This window comes from Pinibacter soli, assembly GCF_029961145.1.
Taxonomy (GTDB): Bacteria; Bacteroidota; Bacteroidia; order Chitinophagales; family Chitinophagaceae; genus Pinibacter; species Pinibacter soli.
This window is the reverse complement of record NZ_JASBRG010000003.1, coordinates 286,972-310,135: the sequence shown is the minus strand read 5'-3', so window position 1 is coordinate 310,135 and position 23,164 is coordinate 286,972. Positions and strand designations below refer to the sequence as shown.

Below are 23,164 nucleotides of genomic sequence, written 5' to 3'. Positions count from 1 at the left end.
GATAAAACCCAATGAAAAAAATTGCATTTGCTTTTGCCCTAATAATTGTCCACTCATTATACGGTAAGGCACAGACAGTTGACAACAAGAATTACTATAGTTTCCAACAAAAGGTCGGAAGCACAAACTGGTTACGCATATGCGATGCCGTTCCCACTATAATTGATGAACTGTTGAAAAATAACATCGCCTATCACACTATAAGTGTTGGCGAACTGATGAAAATAAATGACTCTACCCGATTGGTTATGACAGTTTCATTTGAAAAAGGAGATAAAAGATTCGGCTTTTTGTATGAACCATCACATGGCATTCCACTCAATGTTAAAGACCGGGATTTCTTAACAGACAGCAAGAAAGCCAGTTATTCACAAGTCGAAAGGGACACTAAAGGCCGTGTGCACTATATGAGAATTGATCCGCTTCCTCAAAATGTGTTACTTCTTAAAGAAACTTGCTATTGGTTCCAATTCGGCTCTAGTGAAACCAATTATGCGGTTTCAAAAGAAACAGCTCAAAATATTCTTCGACAAGACATCAGAGACTACTTAACGAAGATTAAATAAATTAAGCGAACAATGCCGCATTTTAATGTATTGTGATTCGTGCAACACGTAGTTCTCATCAATAGCAAAAAATGGACAAACAGATTTTTTTTAATTTGTCCATTTTTATCTATCAACCTTTGTGGAGAATTTATAAAATCATATCAAACGCTTGCGTATTTCTTATAAAAACTATTTGCTTTCATACGCAAACGGAAACTCATTCGATTTGCTGTGTGCTTGGTTCATCAGACGGATCGCTTTATCTTTAATATCCTTGTGCTGCCCGGCTACGTTATTTTTTTCTTCTTTATCGTTGTCCAGATTGTACAATTCTACTGTTGTTTTCGATGGATCATCCACATTCAGGCGAACGCATTTCCATTGATCAAATCGCACTGCCTGCCTTCCACCACTTTCATGAAATTCCCAATACAAATAATCATGCGACGCTTGTTTTTTACCAGTCATGGACGGGAGAAATGATATGCCATCAATGTATGTAGGAACAGGTTCGTTTGCTATTTGCGCCAGCGTTGGCATTACATCCCAAAAGCCACCAGCATAATTATTGGTGGAGCCTGCTTTCACTTTGCCTTTCCATTTTACAATAAACGGCTCACGGATACCGCCTTCGTACAGATCTCTTTTTTCACCACGCAATCCACCGCTGCTGTTGAAGAACTTTGGATCAGCACCTCCTTCGATGTGGGGGCCGTTATCACTTGTGAAGATGATTAAAGTATTATCGTCAAGGCCCAATGCTTTTAATTTATTCATCACTTGCCCTACATACATGTCAAGCCTCGTAACCATTGCAGCAAATGTAGCCCGTGGATATTGTTGCGATGTATAGCCTGATCTCTTTGCTTTGTTGCCATAATCGATGCCACGGTACGGCGTCTCCGTAAACCTGCCTTTGTACACTTGAAACAGACTATCATCAGGCACAAGTAATTCTGCATGAGGCAAAGTATAAGTCAGGAAAAGTACAAAGGGCTTCGACTTATTATCATCAATGAACTGCAATGCTTTTTGCTGGATGAGTTCCGGGGCATAGGTAACCGTCTTAAGCAGGCTGTCATTGCCTTCAAGATCTACTCTTGTTGTATTATCCCAAAGATGCGTGGGATAATAACGATGCGCCTCTGCCTGGCAGTTAAATCCATAAAATTTATCGAAGCCTTGCTTTACCGGATCACCGTCGCTGCCTGGAAAACCCAGTCCCCATTTACCAAACAAACCTGTCGAGTAACCGGCCTTCTTCATTATTTCAGCAATGGTTACAGTGGAATCCGGTATCGGAACCTGGCCCTCGGGCAACACTTCTTTATTGCCACGGATGGGCGTGTGGCCTGTGTGCTGTCCGGTCATCAGCGAAGAACGCGAAGGCGCACACACCGAGGTACCGGCATAGAACTGAGTGTATTTCATACCCTCTTTGGCGAGTATGTTTAAGTTGGGCGTTTGAATCAATTTTTGACCATATGGCTGTATATCGCCGTAGCCAAGATCGTCTGCTAAAATGAATACTATATTGGGTTTACGGTTTTGCTGCGCAACTCCTATTTGTGAAAAAAATATTACGAGGGCTGATAAGCATATCGATCGTGTAAGCATGGTCATTCATTTTTTCTAAACATGACGAAGATATAAATACATTTCTTTTCTCTATTGATAAACTTGTACAACGATTACCCGCGATTATATTAAATGACATTCTATTTTGCCTGATAAAGCCTGAGCACAACAATACCATGCTTCGGAATTGTGAAGCTTTTATTGTCATCCAATTTTCCTATTTCTTTATGAAGCCACAAGTCTCTCATTTTGTAGCGGGAGTCAAGTCCAAGTTTGGCAAGATCAAGATTGTATGTATTGATATCTTCACCACGGTTAAGGATAGCCACCGCTTTTTGATCGCCATTTCCCAATTGTTTAACCCAAACTTCTATATCGCCATCTTTAGAAATTCTTCTCGCCTGCGCAAAACCCTTGTCCTGGTTTAAAGCAATTACATCTTTGTTTGTAAGAATCTCAATAGTTTCTTTTGTCATATTGCGCAAGTCATTACCAGCCAACAACGGAGAGTTGAGCATGCACCACATCGAAAAATGGCTTTTGTCTTCATCGTAACTCATACCCTGTCCTACCTGCAACATATCCATGTCGTTGTAATGCCCCGCGGAGGAATAGCGGTACAGGCCGGCATTTAAATCAATAATGCCAAGAATCGATTTGAAGGTTTCCCTTATATCACCAGAGATTCTCCAAGAATCTGCTTTTTTGACGGCCCATTCGCCCGGAAACTTCCAGCGGCACACATTAAAAACAATATCAGGATCAATCGATCTTACGGTATCAATAATTTTAAGGTATTCCGTTGCCTCATCAAGATGTTGCTTCTCTCCTCCGCACCAGTCGACCTTTAAAAAATTATACCCCCAGTCTTTAAAAAACAACTTACAATCATTTGCCCAGTGGCCATAGATCCCTGAACCTACACCAAGAGAATCTTTATCCCAGATAGAACCACAAGTGTTCATTCCTGCATCGGTGTAAATGCCGGCTTTTAAGCCCTTGCCATGTATGTAGTCCGCCAGCGCTTTCATTCCGGATGGAAATTTTGATTTATTGATAAGCAGTTTGCCATTCGCATCTCTGCCCCCAAAATAACCATCATCGATATTTATGAACCGGTATCCGGCGTCATACATTCCGGATGATATCAATGCATCGGCTTGTTCCCTGATCATTTTTTCATCGATGTTTACGCGAAAATGGTTCCAGCTGCTCCAACCCATTATCGGAGGCTTCGGTTTTTGAGCATATAAAAATTGAGTGGTGGTTAATAACAAAAAGGTAATAACGGGCGCAAGAATCTTCTTCATTTTATTTGGTGCTTTTTTGATCAAATCTGTTTATAATATTACTTAATTGTTTTGATGTGATTGAAACAATACTGCTATGAGTTACAGCTTGCTATTTGACTATGAAAATATTTTGACTACATTGAGTGAGCGATTTAGGTTCACGCGACAAAAATATGCGTCATGAACTTAAACCCATAGCCTTAAACCCTTATCCCACGGCCATTTGATACGCCCGTATTACCTACTGAACAATAGTTGAAAAAAGCTGCAAAACCGCATTTCGAAATACCCTGAAAATCAGCTGATCTGCTGAGCGTGGACGGTGACGCATCAAAGGATATTCTCTGTTTATTCACTCACCAAAAAATATATCATGAAAAAATTGACGTTCTTTTTTTTAACAGCTCTCGCCTGTTCATGCAACAATACGCAAACAACCACAAAAGAAGCTGCGAAAGACTCCACATCCTCAACAACTGCAAGTACACCCACGTCTATGAATTACCCCTACACAATAGAACATCCTGACAATTGGGAAGTAGGAAACACTGCAAACACAATGACTTCATTAAGTGCATTAAAGGCCTGGGAAGACGGCAAGCTGGATGAATCGCTGAAATATTTTAGCGACTCTGTTCGCTTGCAGTTCGATGGTCTGGATAAAAAAATGTCGAACGATAGTTTAAAGGTGATACTGACCAATGCAAGAAATATGTACAAAACGATAAAAGTAAAAATGTACGATTGGGAGTCTGTTATTTCAAAAGATAAAAGTGAAGAATGGGTAACCCTTTGGTATTCCCAAACGTGGGAAACGCCAAAAGGTGTAAAAGACTCTGCGGATATTATTAATGATCTGCAATTAAAGAACGGCAAGATAACAAGGCTTTCAGAATATACCAGGAAGCTGCACTAGCAGCGGCTTTCTGGTAAAAGGCAAACTGATGTCCGGTTTGCCTTTTTCGCTAATGCAAACAATAAGCCCGGGCACTTTAAAATATAACTTATGAAAAAAGCATTTTTAAGCACAAAGCGATCATACAAGATTATTCGTAATCATGTAGTTACCGGTTTTATTTTCCTTATGCCGGTGCTTATTGCAATTGCAGTTTTGGGTAAGTTTTGGAACCAATTGCTGGCGCTGGGAAAAAAAGTCTCCCGCTTCCTTTATATTGATACAGTGTTGGGCGCTGCGGGAGATGCAATTATTGCAGTCATTCTTCTTCTGCTGTTTTGCGTGATAGCGGGCTTCCTCGTTAAACTTTCAATATTCAAGCGAATGAGTGACTGGCTGGATGAAAAACTGGCCCGCTTTATTCCCGGCTACAACGATCTTCGAAAAGAAACAGAGAAAAATATTGGCGTGGCACCTAAGGCTCCGAAGGAAGAGGTTTTTGCAACCTGCATGATACAGACGCAAGGTTACTGGATGCCGGCTTACCTCATCGATGTGGCAGACAACGGTGACGCCACAGTGTTCATCCCGATGGCGCCCACTTACAGCACGGGCCAGGTGGCGATCATTTCTGAAAATTCGTATAAAAAATTGCAGATAGATTCAAAAGCACTCAACGAATACCTGGTCAAATTTGGGAAAGGAATTGCCATCGCATAATTGTGATGCCGGCGCCATGATTCGGAGTATTAAAGACAAAAATTGGAGAAGAGATCATTAGCGGTAAATTTGACGAACATTTACCAAAGTATATGCAGATAAAACGACAGTCACATTTTAAGGATGAAAAACAAGATTTTTTATTTCTTAACAATTGGGTAAGTAAATTAGAAAAAGCCAACGACAGGAAATTTGAACGGATTGAATTAGCCACCGCTTTGGGGAAAACACACGTGTGGGGAATAAACACAAAAGAGAACGCAGAAACCCTGGTAATCTTTCCAGGTGCGAGAACGACATCGCTGTTTTGGGATTTTGACAAAGGTCTTGACAACATAGGTTTAAACCTCAGTATCTTTATGGTAGAAACGAATGGGCTTCCGAACTTCAGCAATGGAGCAACGCCTGACATAAAAGCGTTGGACTACGGACATTGGGCAAATGAAGTTTTGGATAAATTGAACCTCAAAAGCGTTTATGTAGCAGGCGCATCTTTCGGCGGGTTAATTTGCATGAAACTGGGTATTACGAACCCTGGCAAAATCAAAGCAGCGTTTCTTTTAAATCCCGGATGTTTACAGCCGTTTTCAATGAAGTGGAGCAATCTTTATTACAATCTGTTGCCAATAATAAAACCGACTGATAAAAATGTTCTTGCGTTTTTGAATAAAGCCATTTTTTCAAAACCAAATCATCAACTGTCGCCACAAGCGGAAAAGCTAATCATAGAATATGAAGTGTTTGCCCTGACACGTTATAAGGACAATACACAGAAACCGTATTATATGGACAAACAACTGGCCGATGTTAAAGTTGACGCCTATCTACTTGAAGGCAATAAGGACCTTCTGTTTCCTTATCAAAAATCAATTGACAACGCAAACAAAAACATTAAAACACTAAAGGACGTAAAGGTTTTTGAAAACGTTGGGCACGGAATAGAAACTTATAAAGAGGCTATGAAATATATTGGAGAAACGATAAAAAAATTGTCGGAGCCTACAAACAACATTGTATAAATCCAACTTTACCCGCATGATTCCTGCGATACCGGATGGCACAAAAAAAGGGACGTTATAAAAATAACGGTCCCATTACACATCACGAGAAAAAACAAACGATCGAAAATATATGTACAGCAGCGCTGTTAATTGCCAATTGAATATTTGGAAATAAATGAATTCACATCTTTTCTGAAAGTTTCTCCGATTGGAAAGAAAAGATCCTTGTCAAGATAAACCATGTGGCCACCCATCTTTTGAATTCTGTCGAGTGACACGATGTAAGACTTGTGAATTCGCATGAATTTATCCTTTGGTAAAAACCCTTCAAGATCACGCATGGATGTCAGCGTCATCACCTCCGCATTTGAAGAATATATCTTGCTATAGTTGCGAAGACTTTCAATATACACGATGGAATCAACCATAATTTTTTGAGCCGTTCCACCACTTCTTACAAAGAAAAAATCATTTGATGCCATTTTTTAAAAGTTTGTCGGTTGAAGGAATACTTGTTGTGAACTCTTAACAAACTTCAACAATTCCGGATATATATACAATCATTTTCTTTTTTTCCGAAAATTTTATTGAAATTCACAAATCCATTAGTACTTTTTTCAGAAATAGAAGATTATTTAGTCATTTCCCAAATATTATTTACCATGTACCAACCCGACGATACTGATTACGAAATACTGAGACTGCTGCAACGAAACGGAGAACTCACCAACAAGGAAATTGCCTTTTCCATTGGAAAGTCAATTGCAACAATTCATGAGCGTGTGAAAAGATTAAAAGAAGAGAAGTATATCAAAAGAACAGTTGCCATTCTCGATCGTAAAAAGATCAACAAAAACCTCATCGCCTTTAGTCACGTACTGCTTAGCGACCACGCGTTTGAAACCCTGAATACTTTTGAAAAGGAAGTTTCAAAGTTCCCCGAAGTAATGGAGTGCTTCCAGATGACAGGAACCTTTGATTTTATTCTCAGAATAGCAACGAGCGATATGGATAGCTATCATGAGTTCTACCGGCATAAACTTGCCAAGCTTCCAAATATTGCAACGGTACAGAGCTTTTTTGTATTGTCGGAAACGAAGAGTGACACGGCTTATCCGTTGTGATGAGAACACAAACTTTCAAACCTTTGTACAAATATTGTAATATTTCATCAACATGATTCTTAGAAAAATTTTGCAAATACTTTCGTTAGGGATCTTCTTTTATTTGCTTGCGGACAATTTCTCACACATTGATTTTGCGGCGACTAAGAACAACACTTTGATGTCAATGAAAAAAATAGAGATTGACTCAATACAAAGCATCGACACAGTCAAATACAAAGCAAAAGAATACATTGATGCGGCTCGAAAAATACACAACCAGTATTCAGTAAAATCTATGACGACATTTTGGCTTTTAACGATACTTCTGCTTTTCCAAATAGTTCTAATAAAAGTAAATCAACCTACAAAAAACAAGCAATAGAGAATGCGTATAACTTGACACAAAAAAAGGACAAACCGAATTTAGCGGTTTGTCCTTTTTTATTTTCATGCAACAATATTAATTCAACGGCGGCCTGTTAGCAACAGCTTCGCCAAATGCTTTATTAGGCTTACTACCCATCACAAATATCAACACGCCTCCTTTCAAAATATCCTCATGACGAATAAAACTCTTCGTGTATGGTTTACCATTTAAAGTAACACTTTGAATGTAGATGTTGTCTTTGCTGTTGTTGGTAGTTTGGATAGTAAAAGTCTTTCCTTTACCTACATTTATCGTTGCTCTGTTAAACAAAGGACTGCCAAAAACATACACGCCATTTGCAGGATTAACAGGATACATTCCCAGTGAGGACCAGATAAACCAGCTGCTCATGGCGCCACAATCTTCATTACCTGCAAGACCGTCCGGTTTGGTTGTATAAAATTCATTATTCACCTGGCGCACTTTCTCCGCAGTCTTCCAGGGCTTACCGGCAAAAGAATACAGGTAAGTAACGTGATGGCTCGGTTCGTTGCCATGAGCGTACATGCCGATGAGACCGGAGATGTCGTTTGAGGCCTGCGCACCCATATCGCCCTTTACACTAAACAAGCTATCGAGCTTGGTTGTAAAAGGTTCATCGCCTCCCATCAAATTAATTAAGCCCTGCGGATCCTGTGGCACGAGCCATGTGTATTGCCAGCCATTACCTTCTGTAAAATCTCCGTTCTCATGAATAGAGTTAAAAGGATCATACGGTGTTTTAAACGAACCGTTTTCCAATTTTGGCCTTACGAAATGAATATTGGAGTCAAAATAATTTTTATAGTATTGGGCACGTTTAGCATAAAGAGCAGCATCACTTGTTTTCCCTAGCTGCTTTGCCAGTTGTGCAATGCACCAATCATCTATGGCATATTCCATACCCTTTGAAACAGATTCATGTTCTTTTTCTGCCGGAATGTATCCTTTGGACACAACATAGTTCAAACCAAACTCACCGTTGTTTGCGGTTGCTTTCATTGCTTCTAATGCTTTCTCCCCGCTGAAACCGCGAAAACCTTTTTTGTAGGCATCTGCGAGTAGCGGAACCGCATGATACCCCACCATACAGTTTGTTTCATTTCCCATCAAGGGCCACACTGGCAACTTGCCTTGCTGTTCGTGTATAGCCAACATGCTGTTACAAAAATCATTGATCTTTTCTGGTTGAATAAGCGTTGCAAGGGGTGCACAGGAGCGATAAATATCCCACAATGAAAACACTGAGTAATTGTTGAATCCGGGATTGCGATATACTTTTTTATCAGTGCCGCGATAATCACCATTGTGGTCATTAAACAATGCAGGCGCTATCATGGTGTGATACAACGCGGTATAAAAAACTTTTCGCTGATCCTTATCATCAGTGCTGATCTTAACGCGTGACAATGCCGCGATCCATTTTGTATTTGCCGCTTCAACTGTTTTTTCAAAGTTCCAGCCCGGCAGTTCTGCCTGTATATTATTCAACGCACCGTCGCTGCTTACCGGTGAAATGCCAATTTTCAATTGTACAGTACCTGCATTTGCAAAAGTGATCACTCCTTTTGTATCTACTGCCTTAAGCGACTTACCGGCAAACGGCTCATTGTTTTTAAGTAATTCTAATTTACCAATAGGCACATCGCTTTTTATTGCAAACCACAAACGCTGATCAACAGCCCAGCCTTTGGAGAAACGATATCCTACTAATGTGTAATCATCTTTCTGCACAATATAAGTGTCCGTAGCACCATCCCAACCAATGCCTTGTTGCAGATCGATCAACACTTTTGCAGTTTTGTCTTTTGGAAAAGTATAACGATGCAGTGCTACACGTTCTGTTGCTGTGATCTCTGCTTTAATAGCATAATCGAGCAATTGCACCGCGTAGTAACCTGGACGTACCACTTCCTGCTCATGTGTATATGTAGAACCGGGATGTGAGCGGCCTATTATTTTTTTACCAGAAGAAGAATCGTCCGGTGCCTTGTAAATCCTGGGTTGATCAGTGTAAGGCATGATCATAACATCACCCAAATCTCCAATGCCGGTACCACTCAGGTGAGTTTGCGGAAAACCAATCAGTACGCTGTCGGAATAATGATAACCTGAGCACCAGTCCCATCCTTTCACAATATTCGTTGGCCCGGCCTGCACTGCGCCATAAGGTACACTCGCACCCACAAACACGTGACCGTGCCCGCCCGAACCAATGTAGGGATCAACAAAAGTCAGTGGAACCGCTTCCTGCACAGGACTTTTAAATTGCGCATGTGCAGATGAAATCGCACCACCTGTAAGTACACCCGCTATCGAAAGGCGTGTAAGCATCAAAATAGGAACGCTGATTTTCATGATTCTCATGATTAGTTAAGATGTTTTGTTCTGCCTTATTTATTCTTAATTATTAACTATTAATTCTTTTTAAACCACGCCGCCGGAACCACCTTCGGTTCACCTCCCTTATAACTGTATTTAAGTTCAAGGGAATACCCTCCGCCATATTCTGAAAAATCAACGGCCAGCGAATGTAATCCTTTTTGCAGCGCTACCTGTCCTCCTATTGTTTTATCAGGATGTAAACCGTCGTTGTCTATTATTTTTTTATCGTCGATAATTAACACCCCTCCATCATTGCACATGAGATAAAAAGTGTAAATACCTGTTTCCGGCACTTCAATATATCCCTTGTATTTCAAACCAAAAGCAGGGGCTTTGATCGATTCAGGCACTTTAATGCCGTCTGTAACAAACACACTATCAGGAGTTCCTTTGATGGCAGTTGTAACAGCAAATGCTCCCTTATAATATTCAGCGGCAAGGCCACTTTTAAGATTGGGAATGCTTTTGTTTTGTGCCAGCTGTTGCTCACTGAAGTTAAGTGTGTACACATCACCCCTTCTTCCTGAAGGTGTAAAGAGCGCCAACTTCATGACCGCTGAATGCTCGAGTGTTACAGGCCTTTCCATGATTGGCGATGCAGCCACCGGTGCAGAACCATCCAAGGTATAATGCACTTTGAATCGCGAAACAGGAGACGCGGCAAAGAACGGCGTTTTGCCCATCACAACATAATTACTTACAAGGTTGTTGATATCAGGCAACCGATAATTAACATTCAATTTGTCGAGCCGTTCATATTGTACACTTAATCTTTGCAAATAGTCTTTGTAGCTGTATCGATGGGTCCACCCAACTTCCGAAAGTGCTGTAAGACGCGGCATAATCATATAATCCGCTCTTTTTTCTGAAGCTATATTTTCTGTCCATAAGTTGGCCTGCACTCCCAGAATACTTTTTTTCTCCTGATCGCTCATATGATACTTGCCGGCATCAGATGGATCATAGTTATATACAGAAGGCAATGTTTGCGCATCTTCAATGGCATCAAAATAATAGGGCCCATCTGGAGTCATCACAAGCTTGTTCCCATTCTTTACAGCTTCTAAGGGCGCTTTTGGTGCCCATGTGCGCCAGAACATCACCACGGCAGATGAGTCAATTTTTCCTTCAATGATCTCATCCCAGCCAATCATTGTCTTTCCTTTCGTTTTGAAAAAGGCCAGCATATAATCATTGAAATAACTTTGGATCTGCGTTATATTGGAAAAGCCTTTCTGCCTCATGAAAGCTTTTACAACGGGTGATCTTTCCCAATATTTCTTGTTTACCTCATCCCCGCCGATATGAATGTACGTTGATGGGAAAAGATCCGCTATCTCAGTAAAAATGTCTTTTGCGAACTCCAGTACACGCGGGTTGCACGGACATATGGGATTGGAAAAATCATATTTGTTGCTCACTATTACAGTGTCGCAGGTTAGCTCCGGATAAATTCTTGCAGCAGCCATCATGTGACCGGGCATGTCTATTTCCGGAATCACTTCTATATGGCGACTGGCAGCATAGCGTATGAATTCACGCATTTCATCCTGCGTATAAAAACCGCCATATAAAGTTTGTCCGTTCCTCTGCACTGTATGTTGTGCTTCGGGCCTCCAATCATCGTTGCCGGTAGCTTCTGCCTTTGCAATGCAGGCAGAATCATGATTGTCAAATGTGCGCCACGCTCCCTCACTGGTCAGGCTCGGATACTTTTTTATTTCGATACGCCAACCTTGGTCGTCCGTTAAATGCAGGTGCAGCTTGTTCAACTTGTACAGCGCCATCATGTCGGCATATTTTTTCAGGTATTGTATTGAAAAAAAATGGCGGGACACATCCAGCATCATGCCTCTCCAGCCGAATGCCGGCTGATCGGCTATTTGCAGGCAAGGCACTGACAAGGTATTTCCTTTTCCCCCTTCAACAGCTGCAGGCAACAGCTGACGCAGAGTTTCAATTGCATAAAACATTCCCGCACCGTCTTTCGCAGCAAGCGTAATAGTTTTTGGAGTAATGGTTAGCGAGTAGGCTTCTGCCTGTTTTAAAGACGCATCGTACTTTAACACAATCGCATTGGCTGTAGCACTCTTTTGGAATTTCAGCGCATTTACTCCAATATAATTTTGAATAAGGTTTCTTAAAAAACCTGTTTCATTATAGAATGAATTGTCGGTAGGCGATACCAAAACCGTTTTATTGCTGATCACAAAATTTCCCGGCTGCGCTTTAAGTTGAGCCGGTTGCGGTATGATGTTGTATGACCTTTGCGTCGTCTGCGCATGCATTCCGAGACAGAAAAAAATAAGAGTCTGCAAATACAGAAATGACTTGAACCCTTTTCTAATGAACCTGTTCATTACTTGATATTTTTTATTTTAACACGTAGAGGCAAGGCATTGCCTTGTCTTTAGAGAAAATCCAATTCGCCAATCGTTAAAAATTTTCCTTCACCTTCTAACGCCGTTGCTTCAACCCTCACATATCTCGCTGTTACGGCCTTTGGAAAATTGAACGTTCGTGTGGTTGGATCATTTACAAGATTACCAAATGTAAAACGGCCCGCATCTTTCCATGATTTGCCGTCATCGCTTACTTTGATGGTTCCACTTGCCATCATACCACCACGTATTTTGGTTTGTGGTGTATAGGCAAAACTTTTCAGTGTATAGCTCTTTCCCAGATCAATGGCAATGAACTGAGGCAACCCATTTTCATTCGACTGCCACCATGTATTATTGTCTGCGTCAAATGCGTTTATCGCCTGATGTTTCGCCTCTTCGCTGCTTACATTTAACAATATCCACGATTCTTTGCTGATGCCAAATTTCCGGCTGGCAGCGGTGCCTCTCTGCTGTGCTTCTATCACGACAGCCTTTACTTCTCCTCTCTCAAACTTAAAAGGTTGTGTATATAATTTGGAAGAAGATGAAGGTTCTGACCCATCCAGTGTATAATAAATTTTGATGTCGCTATTCAGGTTCTTCAACGCATTTTCGCGGTGGGGATTCCAGCCAAAATTGTCTTCTAATGGCGCTATGGTGACTGTGCCTTTTGCGTCGCGGTTTATCTGCAATTGCGGTGGTCGTGTTTTATATTTATATGCCGCAACCGTTGCTATAACAGGATCAAACCTGCTTGCCACAATACGCAATCTGAATTTAGTAGATGTCACTTCCGGGAACCGCAATATGCGTTTATAGCCGATATTGGTAGCGGAAGCAATCTCCTGCCACTGACCATTCACCCACGCATCAACGGCATGTTTTTCTACGCGTTCACTATGTGTAGGAACAGCTTCCTGTATCACAAACCTATTGATGGTCACAGGTGAAGCAGTTGTAATGATTATTTCTTTTGCCGGGTGATCCAATAAAACATAAGTGCTCAAATCATTGTCCAGCACTGCCCTTAATCCCGAAGCTTTGCTAAACAAATTATTTCCGTAAGTCTCACTTAAGCGCTTGCCTGTTTCATTCAATACACTTACATCTTCAACAGAAAATTTGCCGTCACGATTCGGGGGAATGTTTAACAGAAACGTTGAGTTGCCACCTGCTGCACGCTCGTACATATCAAACACATCATCCGCGCTGCGTACTTTCTGTGAAGTATCATCACGATAAAACCAACCCTCTCGAATGGACGTGTTTGTTTCGGCCTGCTCATAATGTAAATACTTTGCACCGTACAGTTTTTCGCGGCTTCCAAGATCCACTGCAGTCATGTCGTGAAAGTAATTCGAAGTATCAGGATTGTGGGAATAAGCAACCACGTTCCATTCTGTGTCGCGTGTTCCGCCTGCTTCATTGCCGCACCAGCGCACATCTTCCTTGCCAAATATTACAGCTTGTGGTGCCAGTGTGTGAATGAGTTTTTTCCAGGCAATGTAATTGTATTGCTGACCACCTTTTGTTTTTGGAGTGGCTCCGTCAAACCAGACTTCGCTTATCGGGCCATATTCCGTGAGCAGTTCAAACAGTTGGTTCAAAAAATATTCATTGTAGTCATCTACGTTAAACTGAAATTTTGTTTTGTTTTGAAACGGCCTGCCCGGCACTTCTCGCGGTATGGTGCGTGTGGTATATTTACTAAGATTGCCATACAAACCTTCAGGGCTTTCAATTTGAAAAAGGTCTGCGGGAGAAAGATAAATCCCGAGTTTCAATCCATATTTTTTACAGGATGTTGCAAGCGCTTTCAGTACATCTCCTTTTCCATTTTCGAAGTTGCTTGACATAACGCCATGTGTCGTATAACGGCTTTGCCATAGCACAAATCCATCGTGATGTTTAGCGGTGAAAATGACCATCTTCATTCCGGCGGCTTTCATTGCTTCGCACCATTGATCTGTATGTAATTCTTTAAGATCGAAAACTTTCGGATCCTCCATCCCTGTTCCCCATTCTCTGCGGGTAAAGGTATTGGGACCAAAATGTATAAAGGCAATGAATTCATTTTTCAATGCACTTAGCTGATTGTCTGTTGGTACTACATGCACTGCCTTTTCAATGATGAGGTCTTTGCTATCGTTGCCGTCAATGCGAATGGTGTTCGCCAAAGGAATATTTTCAGTTTGAGCTATCGCTGTAGCTGAAGCCAATGCTAATACGATAAGGGATGAAAATCTATTGATCATTGTTTTAATTGCGAATTAAGAATTGAAAGTTAAGAATTAAGAATGCTTTCCGTGTTGCCTTTGAAAATTATTGTTTCTTTATGTCATAGTATGACTTCACTTTAACCTTCACACTACCTGACAATGCTGATTTATCAAAGGATATTTTTTTCTGCTTGCCAGGCATGAGATCGAAATAATTATCACTAAGCTTACCTGTGTATCCTTCGATGTCGACGAACACGTACTTCGCGAATGTATCAGCTGAAAGAATAATATTATCTTCTTCAACTCTCCATTTGATATGCGGGTCAGACAATTTCAAATTGATTGGTCGCACACTGTCTCGCGCAGGCCTAACATCATCCCTGTAAGCTTCTTTTACGGCATACCATGCAGCTTTTGGTGTCCGGTTATAATAATCAGTGATGCTCCAGCTTGCAACAGGCCAGCAGTCATTCAATTGCCAGAGAAGCGTTCCCATGTTATAGGGCTCATGACTTCTTTGTATGAGAATCATATTTTTGAACCCATAGTATTGCACGCACTGCGTTACATACACATAATCTTCAACCGAAAGCTTGTTGATCTTTGCAGAGTCGATCATGTATTTTTTTAAATAGCCCTCGAGTTTTCTATATCCATTGCCTGCTTTTTGATGATCCTGCAGTATATCTGAAAATAAGTAACGGTCCTGCGGTTGCGTGAATTTCAAAACGCTTGCATAGCCAGGCATTGCTTCCATTCCGTATTCGCTTATAAAGCGGCCCGTCTTAGTTTCAAATACTTCGAAATCATCACCACCCCACCATGTTCCCCAGTAATGACTGTCGCCTTCTGTGAAACTTCTTTTGTCGCCCCAGCCATACTTTGGAGAAGTGGTTATATAAGGTCTGCCGTTATCGACTTCCTTCAACCATGTTGGGATGCTATCATGAAAGAGCCTTACATAATCGTTCCATAATTTCGCAGAGTCTTTTGCGGAGAGCCTGAATTGATCCTGCCATCCCCATCTGTGAAATGCCTCATCATCTTCGTTATTACCGCACCACAATACGATACACTTATGATTTCTTAACCTCTTTACCTGGTATTGTATTTCTTTTTTAACGTTGGTAAAAAAATCATCATCCCCGGGAACCATCGTCCCGGCAAACATAAAATCCTGCCAGATGTAAATACCCAACTCATCGCACAGATCGTAGAAAGCATCGTCTTCATAAATACCACCGCCCCATACACGAAGCATGTTCATATTCGCATCCTTCGCCATCATCAATACTTTCCTGTAATCTTCTTTCGTCATTCTTGTAACAAACGCATCTGATGGAATGTAGTTTGCGCCTTTCATGTACACTGGTTTTCCATCAATTGTAAAATAGAATGAAGTGCCTTTTTCATCAGGCTTTTGCACGAGTTGTACATTTACCGGAGGAACGTATTTTTTTTCTTCGGGAGCGACATTATATCCTACCAATTTCACCTGCTTCCAAATACCGCAACCGGTTAGCTTGGGACCCCAATCCCAACCAAAATGAAACTGCGCCTTTCTTATATAAGCCCGCGGATTGTCAGGGATGACATATGGAAGATCAGATTTCGCTATTGAATCCACTTTGTTTTGAGCTGAATGAAAATAAATGCGCAACGAATTCTCTCCGCTGACCAGTCTGTTTTTTACATCTACCTGCCATTGGCGAAACATGTTGTTTGCCTGTAACACCAACATTCCATTGAGGTAGACATCTGCATAAGTGTCAAGGCCATCAAATACCAGGTCAACTTTCTTCTGGTTCAAAAGTAATGACGAAGGTTTAAAAGTCGTCTTGTATTCCCAATCCACTTTCTCGATCCACTGCACTTTCTTTTCATTGTTTCTGTAAAATGGATCGGGTATTAATTTATTGGCTAAAAGATCGGTATGTACTTCTCCGGGAACTTTTGCGGGGTGCCAGGCTCCTTCGTCTTTTTCATGAAATTGCCAGCCCGTGTTAAGCGACATTGAAATGTTCTGTGCCTGAGCCTGAAAGGTCATGGCTATGAATGATATCACGGTTGTCAGCTTAACTAAAGAAAAATATCTCATATGCATTAACATTATTCAGGTGAGGGAGACTCATTCAATGCGTCCCTACGGAATGCCTGATTTTTACTTTTTACTTTTTACTTCAATCTGTGATTTCAATTTCACATCCGTTGAACTACTGCCAACTACTATTGTGTACTCCCCGGCATACAATTTCCAGCGATGCTCTTTCAAATCCCATTTTTGCAATTCGGTCGCCGGAATTTTAAATTGAACGGTTTTTTGTCCGCCGCTTGCAATAGATATTCTTTTGAATCCTTTCAATTCTTTTAAAGGCATCCGTTCGATATTGGGGTATTTTATATACGCCTGCACTACTTCATCACCATCCATCTTGCCTTCATTTTTTACTACTACGGAAAATGTTACCGTGTCTTGCAATGAACTAACCGGTGTTGGTCTGCGATCCCATGCATAAGCAAATGAAGTGTATGACAATCCAAAGCCAAATGCGTATTGGATCGGGCCGTCGAAGTATCGATAGGTTCTCCCTTTCATGTTATAATCGCTGTATTGTGGAAGATCTTTTAAGGATTGATAAAACGTTAACGGCAATCTGCCTGAAGGAGAAACCTTTCCAAACAGAATGTCGGCAAATGCATTGCCGCCCTGCTCTCCCGGATACCATGCATAAACAATGGCATCAACATAAGGTTCAATTGAGGTAATATCCACATCACTTCCCGCACAAACCACAGCGATGATGGGTTGCTTGTTGGCTTTGCGCAACGCCTTTATATAAGCAATTTGCGAAGCGGGCAGACCCAATGAATTTCTGTCGCCGCCAGATTGTGAAAGAAATGCGTCGCCTTCTTCTCCTTCATATACAGGCGATAACCCAATCACAGCAATAGTTACGTCTGCATTGCCGGCCATCCACACGCCACCGAAATGTGCGGTGTCCGAAAAATCGCAACCCAAATCGTATTCCACCCTTGTGCCCGCGCCGACTGCTGCCGTAATGCCTTCGACAAAATTCACTGTCTTATCGCTCACGCCATGATAGTTCGCAACCAATGCATCCAGCGAAGCGGCATTGGGTCCAACAACGGCAATTGCGCCATATTTGCTCTTATCGAGTGGAAGAATGTTCTTATCATTTTTCAACAATACCATGCTTTGTTGCGCGGCTCTTCTTGCCAGCATTTTGTGGTATTCGTTAGCAACACTGTCTTCTCCAAATTTAGCATAGCGTGATGATACAGGATCATTGTAGAAGCCCAGTTTCATTTGTGTGCGAAGAATTGGCGCCAGGGTGCTGTCGACTTCTTTTGCGGTAAGCAGGTTTTGCTTTATGGCATTCATTACATCGTCCTGCAAAAGATTGCTGCAGTCAAGGTTAACGCCAGCTTTGATCGCAGCGGCGGCAGTTACTGCTGCATTTGGAAGCGCTTTGTGTCTTAACCAAACATCTTCGAGCGCCCAGCAATCTGTCACCACATGGCCCTTAAATTTCCACTCATAGCGAAGGATATTTTTAAGCAGCGCATCACCCGTACAGCAGGGCTGGTCGTTTACGCGATTGTAAGCGCACATCACCGACTCAACAGTTGCATCTACTAATTTCTTAAATGCATATAGATATGTTTCGCGCAAATCTTTTTCATCAACGATTATATTAGCGGTGTGACGGGTCGCTTCGGGCCCGCTGTGTACTGCAAAATGTTTTGCCGTCGCAGATGTTTTCAAAGAACCTGGATCATTTCCCTGCAAACCTTTTACGTAGGCGGTTCCCATAGACGCCGTGAGGAAAGGATCTTCCCCATAAGTTTCCTGCCCTCTTCCCCACCGCGGATCGCGGAAGATATTGATATTGGGCGACCAAAAGGTCAGTCCCATGTATTGTAAATGTCTTTGCAGTTGTGTAGAGAGATTGTATTTTGCCCTGGCTTCTGTTGAAATAACATTGGCAACTTCATTAAGCAAACTGTCATTGAAGGTTGCGGCCATTCCTATTGCTTGCGGAAATACGGTTGCTTTTCCGGCTCTCGCCACTCCGTGCAAACCTTCGTTCCACCAGTTATAAGCGGGGATGTCAAGACGAGGAACAGGTTTGCTATTGTAGCCCAATAAAGAAATCTTTTCTTCGAGTGTGAGGCGATTCAACAGATCGTTTACTCTTGCATCAACGGACGCGTTGCTGTTTCTATACAATTCTTTTTCCTGTGCATTGCTGAACAGCGCGAAGCAGCAAATAAACTGCAAACAAAAAATAGTGCGAGGCATGAAAAATTTTCTCATTGTTGTTATCTATTATGAAATATGGCACGCTGATGACGCTGATTAGACTGATTTACACTGATTATTGTCTATGAGGGCGAATGCGATTCGCCCCTACGATTTTCAAATTTTCAAATTGACTATCTTACCTAACGATCAAAACGCTTATGCACAGTAACCGCTTTTCCCGGAGGTAAGCCTTTCTTCGTTTCATCTATCACATCAAGTAAGCCATGCTGAAACGAATCGTCGGCCAATTGCCAGAACATCACGCCGTTCAGCTTTTTTTGCATCGCATATTTCGTTTTCAAGTGAACTGAAACTGAATCATCATAGGTCACAAAATACTTCAGCGAATCGTTGTACAGGTAAGGAGCCTCGGCTACTTTGTCCCAGTACTTCTTATAGCCGTTTGCTGCAGAGAATGTGCTGTCAAATTTTCGCCAGGATACGCCTCTGTAAAAATGCGTTGGCTGATATAGCCCATCATTAGCATTTGTTGAATTTGCAAATATACGTGCGTAAAATGCGGCGCCAATAGCGATCTTATTTGCAGGAACTCCCCATTTCAGCAACCGCTTTACTCCATCATCTACAGATGAATATTGCTCAGGTGTTGAATACAAAGCGGTATGATGCCCACTTACCGTATCATAACCGCATACCAAATCATAACTCATGAGATTTACGCGATCAGCATATTTCATCACCTGCTTCCATTCAAAGCTCGAATCTATGTGTTGTTTTAACCCGCCTGCGGCAAAACTGAGCTCCGCATCAGGGCCTAATGCATCGCGTAGGTCGCGCATCAGTTTTGTAAAGTTGGCTCTGTCTTTGGTCATATACTGATGGCTCGGATAGCCTACTACCGCCGGGTATTCCCAATCTATATCAATGCCATCTGTGTGAAAATAATCGGTTAGATTTTTTGCTGTTTGGGCGAATGTTTTTCTTTTGGCACTGTCTGCAAAAACAGATGAGCAATATTGGCAGCCACCCCAACCTCCCATCGACAACATGACTTTCAGTTTGGGATTTCTGCTTTTTAATTTGACCATGTTTGCTATGGTTACACTGTCCCTTGCGTTGCCAATAACCATGCTGTCATTGCGCAAGTGAGCGAAACTAAAAATAAGATGCGTGATCTTTTCAATGGGAAAACTGTCGACCATAGTTGGACGCCCCGCATAATAAGCAATAACCGCGAGCTTCTTTTTCTGCGCTGTAACACAATTGATCAAAACCAATGTGAATATGGTGGCGAGGAGTATTCTCATGATTTTCTAATTGAAAGTTGAAAATTGAAAATTGAAAATGAGGAAACGTTGCAAGTTGGTAGTTGCTAGACTTAAGTTTTGAATAGTCTTTATTAACGCTAACAACCAACAACTATCAACTAACAATCAAATTTTCAACTTTCAATTTTCAATTCTAAAACAAACGGCATGCTGCCCTATAATTCTGTCTTGCAACTTCTTCGGAACACTGATCACAAGCTTATCTCCGTCTTGCTTCCAGCTTAATTTGTCTTTGTATCCAAGCAGCGTAATCTTTGCTTTTTTCTGCGGAGCATATCCTTCTACAGTCACTTTATCGGAAAGCGTTACATTATCATTTTCGGATAAACTGAAAGCATATACCGCGTTCTTTTTTGTTGATTGTGTGAAGAAAATATTGCCTGAAGAATAAGGTGCCAATGGCTTTGTATTATAAATACCCTCCTGGTTTATCTTCATCCATGCTCCAATTTCTTTTAATCGTGCATATGCAGTATCTGCAAAATCACCCTGAGGCGAAGGTCCGATATTTAATAAAAGGTTGCCACCTCTTGACACTATTTTAACCAAAAGCTGCACGAGTGTTTGTGTGCTTTTATAATGGTCGTTAGGAACGTAGCTCCATGAATCGCCCATGGTAATGCAGGACTCCCATGGATGGCCCAATGGTTTAGCAGGCACTTGCTGTTCGGGGGTTACATAGTTTTCATATTCGCCGGCAACGGTGCGGTCCACCACGAGCAGGCCGGGTTGATTGTCTCTTGCCATTGCCGCAATTTTTGGCATGTCAATGTCCTGATCATAAGGAATTGTCCTTTGCCACTCAACATTTTGATCGATCGTTTTGTGTGGTCTTACCCAGCCACCGTCGAGCCAAAGGATATCCATCGCACCGTACCCTGTCATCAGTTCCTGGATCTGGTTGTAGGTAAATTGTTTAAACGCGCTCCAATGATCCGGATATTTTTTAGGATCGTAGTTCACGTTTCTGTTTTTGGGCGGAAAGTATGACCACCAGTAGTTTTCAGTGTGCCAGTCAGGTTTTGAAAAATAGGCTCCGATGAGAAAGCCTTCTTTTCTGAACGCATCAAAAACCTCTTTCGCAACATTGCTTTTGGGGTTGGTAGAAAATGGCGTTTTAGGAGACGTTATTTTGTAGTCTGTTTCTTTGGTATCAAACATGCAAAAGCCATCGTGATGTTTTGTGGTAAACACCACGTATTTCATGCCTGCATCTTTTGCAGCAGCGGCCCATTTGGAAGGATCGAATTGCGTGGGATTAAATGTTGTCTGTAAGTTTTCGTAGGCTTTTTTGTAAGTATAATAATCTGCTGCATATGGTCCGCGACGCTCGCACCAGCCTTCGTCTTCAGGACAGATGCTCCAGCTTTCCACTATTCCCCACTGGCTGTAGGTGCCCCAATGCATTAGCAGTCCAAATTTAATGTCCTGCCAGTGCGAAAGTTTTGCACGCACCAAAGTATCAGATGGTACAACGTAGTCGTTGGATGTATTGTGTTGCTGCGCATTCGCAAATAGTACTGAAAACAACAAAAAGATGCTGATGTATTTTTTCATATCTGAATTCTATTGGAGACTTATTTTTCTTTTAATTGCTGAGCTGTAAGTTTTAGCATGTGTTATGGGAGGTGCCGAAAGTTTTTTTCCGCCATAATTTTCTATGACCAGTGCCGCTGCCCCAATGATTTCCGAATCATAGCCAAGCTCAGACACTTTGATCTCGGTATTCATCTGCAGGCGCGGAATACAATGTTCGTTCAATGCTTGTTGAACGGTGGGCAGCCATATTTTCCCGGCGGAAGACCCCCTGCCGCTAAGAACAATCAATGACGGGTTCAACAAATGTATGAGGATCGCAAGGCCGCGGCCAATGTTATAGCCGGCTTCCGAAAAAAGTTCTATGCTGAATTTATCGCCTTTTGCCACCGCTTCTATGATGGCTTCATAGGCCTGCTCATAGTGGTGCTCAGGCAATTTTTTTAATAGCGAAACACCTTTTGTTTTTAATCCTTCGATGGCTTTTTCCACCACAAGACTAAGCGATGCTTCAGTTTGCAGACAACCTCTTTTACCGCACACACAAAGTTTATTGTTTACAAAAAGCGGAATGTGGCTAAACTCACCTGCGAAGCCATTGTGCCCGCGGAAAAGCTGACCATTCAATATCATTCCTAAACCAACGCCCCAGCTGATATTAACAACCATTGCATCGGCAACGTGTTTGGCCGCGCCAAAGCGAAGCTCGGCAAGCGCTACAAGACTGGAGTCGTTGTCAATGAAAACAGGTATGCCTGTTTTACTTGAAATATAATCAGAAATGCTTTTGCCATCTGAGTCAAGAAATGAATAATTGAGCCCCTTGGCCGCATCTACGAAACCGGGCATTCCTATGCCGATTCCTACAATTTTTTGCTTGTCGACTTTTGAAGCTTTTATCGCTTCATTTATCCTGAGGGTAAGAACAGCCAGATCGTCTTTTGATTGATTCAATGGCAGCTCAAATTTGTCTACCGGTATCACATATTCGTTTTGCATGTTCATTACAGCAATGCGTGTAACGAGCTGGTCCATTGCTACAGCTACAATGTACATTTCTTCCGGCTTGATCCTGTATGTTACTGCGCGCCTGCCGCCTGTGGACGCAGCAAGGCCCGTTTCCTCCACTTTTCCTTCCTCTATTAATTCATTCAGCATCTTCGTTGTAAGGGGAAGGCTTTTATGAATCAGGTCACTGAGGTCAGAACAGGATAATGTTTTGGCAAAATATAATTCAGTAAGGATTTTTTTTCGGTAGAGATCTTTTTTTTCTGCCATGTCTGTAAGGATTTTGCAAGGGTAATAGGGTAATACCTGGGTTAAAAAAAGAACCGGTGGGTTCTTTGGTAAAAAAATTTCGAGTACAATAAGACGTTGCAAAGTTATTAAGGTTACAATAATTGCGGACAAATATTTTTACCTGATTACTGCACCATCTTGTCTTAATTTTTCACACCAGGAAGCTCTTTTTTTTG

The 23,164-nt window shown here is 41.7% G+C and carries 16 protein-coding genes; 5 read left to right on the top strand and 11 right to left on the bottom strand.

Annotation, left to right across the window (positions count from 1 at the left end; translation table 11 throughout):
* Nucleotides 1–11: 11 nt before the first annotated feature.
* The gene (locus tag QJ048_RS05710) at nucleotides 12–566 is read left to right on the top strand and encodes a hypothetical protein (protein ID WP_282333371.1); all 555 of its coding nucleotides are present in this window, start codon (nucleotides 12–14) and stop codon (nucleotides 564–566) included.
* Nucleotides 567–737: 171 nt separating this feature from the next.
* On the opposite strand, the gene QJ048_RS05705 is transcribed toward QJ048_RS05710, so the two are convergent.
* Nucleotides 738–2,165: an arylsulfatase gene (locus tag QJ048_RS05705; protein ID WP_282333370.1), complete on the bottom strand. Its 1,428-nt coding sequence runs from the start codon at nucleotides 2,163–2,165 to the stop codon at nucleotides 738–740.
* Between the two features lie 101 nt (nucleotides 2,166–2,266).
* Nucleotides 2,267–3,436: a glycoside hydrolase family 27 protein gene (locus tag QJ048_RS05700; protein ID WP_282333369.1), complete on the bottom strand. Its 1,170-nt coding sequence runs from the start codon at nucleotides 3,434–3,436 to the stop codon at nucleotides 2,267–2,269.
* A gap of 355 nt (nucleotides 3,437–3,791) precedes the next feature.
* On the opposite strand from QJ048_RS05700, the gene QJ048_RS05695 reads away from it, so the two are divergent.
* The 3 genes from QJ048_RS05695 to QJ048_RS05685 all read left to right on the top strand — a co-directional run bounded on the left by QJ048_RS05695 (nucleotide 3,792) and on the right by QJ048_RS05685 (nucleotide 6,052).
* Entirely contained in the window at nucleotides 3,792–4,334 is a 543-nt protein-coding gene (locus tag QJ048_RS05695; RefSeq protein WP_282333368.1) for a hypothetical protein, read from the top strand.
* A gap of 90 nt (nucleotides 4,335–4,424) precedes the next feature.
* A complete protein-coding gene (locus QJ048_RS05690; protein ID WP_282333367.1) occupies nucleotides 4,425–5,033 on the top strand; it encodes a DUF502 domain-containing protein in 609 nt (202 codons plus the stop codon).
* 92 nt (nucleotides 5,034–5,125) lie between these two features.
* A complete protein-coding gene (locus tag QJ048_RS05685; RefSeq protein ID WP_282333366.1) occupies nucleotides 5,126–6,052 on the top strand; it encodes an alpha/beta fold hydrolase in 927 nt (308 codons plus the stop codon).
* 128 nt (nucleotides 6,053–6,180) lie between these two features.
* Here QJ048_RS05685 and QJ048_RS05680 read toward each other — a convergent pair whose 3' ends face one another.
* Nucleotides 6,181–6,516 (bottom strand): LytR/AlgR family response regulator transcription factor, encoded by a 336-nt coding sequence (locus tag QJ048_RS05680; protein WP_217789506.1) that lies wholly within the window; start codon nucleotides 6,514–6,516, stop codon nucleotides 6,181–6,183.
* A gap of 180 nt (nucleotides 6,517–6,696) precedes the next feature.
* On the opposite strand from QJ048_RS05680, the gene QJ048_RS05675 reads away from it, so the two are divergent.
* On the top strand, nucleotides 6,697–7,158 hold the full coding sequence (locus QJ048_RS05675; RefSeq protein ID WP_282333365.1) for an Lrp/AsnC family transcriptional regulator: 462 nt from the start codon (nucleotides 6,697–6,699) through the stop codon (nucleotides 7,156–7,158).
* A gap of 442 nt (nucleotides 7,159–7,600) precedes the next feature.
* Here QJ048_RS05675 and QJ048_RS05670 read toward each other — a convergent pair whose 3' ends face one another.
* The 8 genes from QJ048_RS05670 to QJ048_RS05635 form a co-directional block, all read right to left on the bottom strand.
* Nucleotides 7,601–9,913 (bottom strand): GH92 family glycosyl hydrolase, encoded by a 2,313-nt coding sequence (locus tag QJ048_RS05670; protein WP_282333364.1) that lies wholly within the window; start codon nucleotides 9,911–9,913, stop codon nucleotides 7,601–7,603.
* A gap of 50 nt (nucleotides 9,914–9,963) precedes the next feature.
* Entirely contained in the window at nucleotides 9,964–12,291 is a 2,328-nt protein-coding gene (locus QJ048_RS05665; RefSeq protein WP_282333363.1) for a family 20 glycosylhydrolase, read from the bottom strand.
* Between the two features lie 50 nt (nucleotides 12,292–12,341).
* Entirely contained in the window at nucleotides 12,342–14,570 is a 2,229-nt protein-coding gene (locus tag QJ048_RS05660) for an alpha-L-fucosidase (protein ID WP_282333362.1), read from the bottom strand.
* A 67-nt stretch (nucleotides 14,571–14,637) separates the two neighbouring features.
* On the bottom strand, nucleotides 14,638–16,635 hold the full coding sequence (locus QJ048_RS05655) for a glycoside hydrolase family 2 protein (protein ID WP_282333361.1): 1,998 nt from the start codon (nucleotides 16,633–16,635) through the stop codon (nucleotides 14,638–14,640).
* A gap of 63 nt (nucleotides 16,636–16,698) precedes the next feature.
* Nucleotides 16,699–18,876 carry a glycoside hydrolase family 3 C-terminal domain-containing protein gene (locus tag QJ048_RS05650; RefSeq protein ID WP_282333360.1) on the bottom strand — a complete coding sequence of 726 codons (2,178 nt, stop codon included), beginning with the start codon at nucleotides 18,874–18,876 and terminating at the stop codon, nucleotides 16,699–16,701.
* Between the two features lie 128 nt (nucleotides 18,877–19,004).
* A complete protein-coding gene (locus QJ048_RS05645; RefSeq protein WP_282333359.1) occupies nucleotides 19,005–20,132 on the bottom strand; it encodes a glycoside hydrolase family 18 protein in 1,128 nt (375 codons plus the stop codon).
* A 141-nt stretch (nucleotides 20,133–20,273) separates the two neighbouring features.
* On the bottom strand, nucleotides 20,274–21,710 hold the full coding sequence (locus tag QJ048_RS05640; protein ID WP_282333358.1) for an alpha-L-fucosidase: 1,437 nt from the start codon (nucleotides 21,708–21,710) through the stop codon (nucleotides 20,274–20,276).
* 9 nt (nucleotides 21,711–21,719) lie between these two features.
* Nucleotides 21,720–22,967: an ROK family protein gene (locus QJ048_RS05635; RefSeq protein WP_282333357.1), complete on the bottom strand. Its 1,248-nt coding sequence runs from the start codon at nucleotides 22,965–22,967 to the stop codon at nucleotides 21,720–21,722.
* Nucleotides 22,968–23,164: the final 197 nt, after the last annotated feature.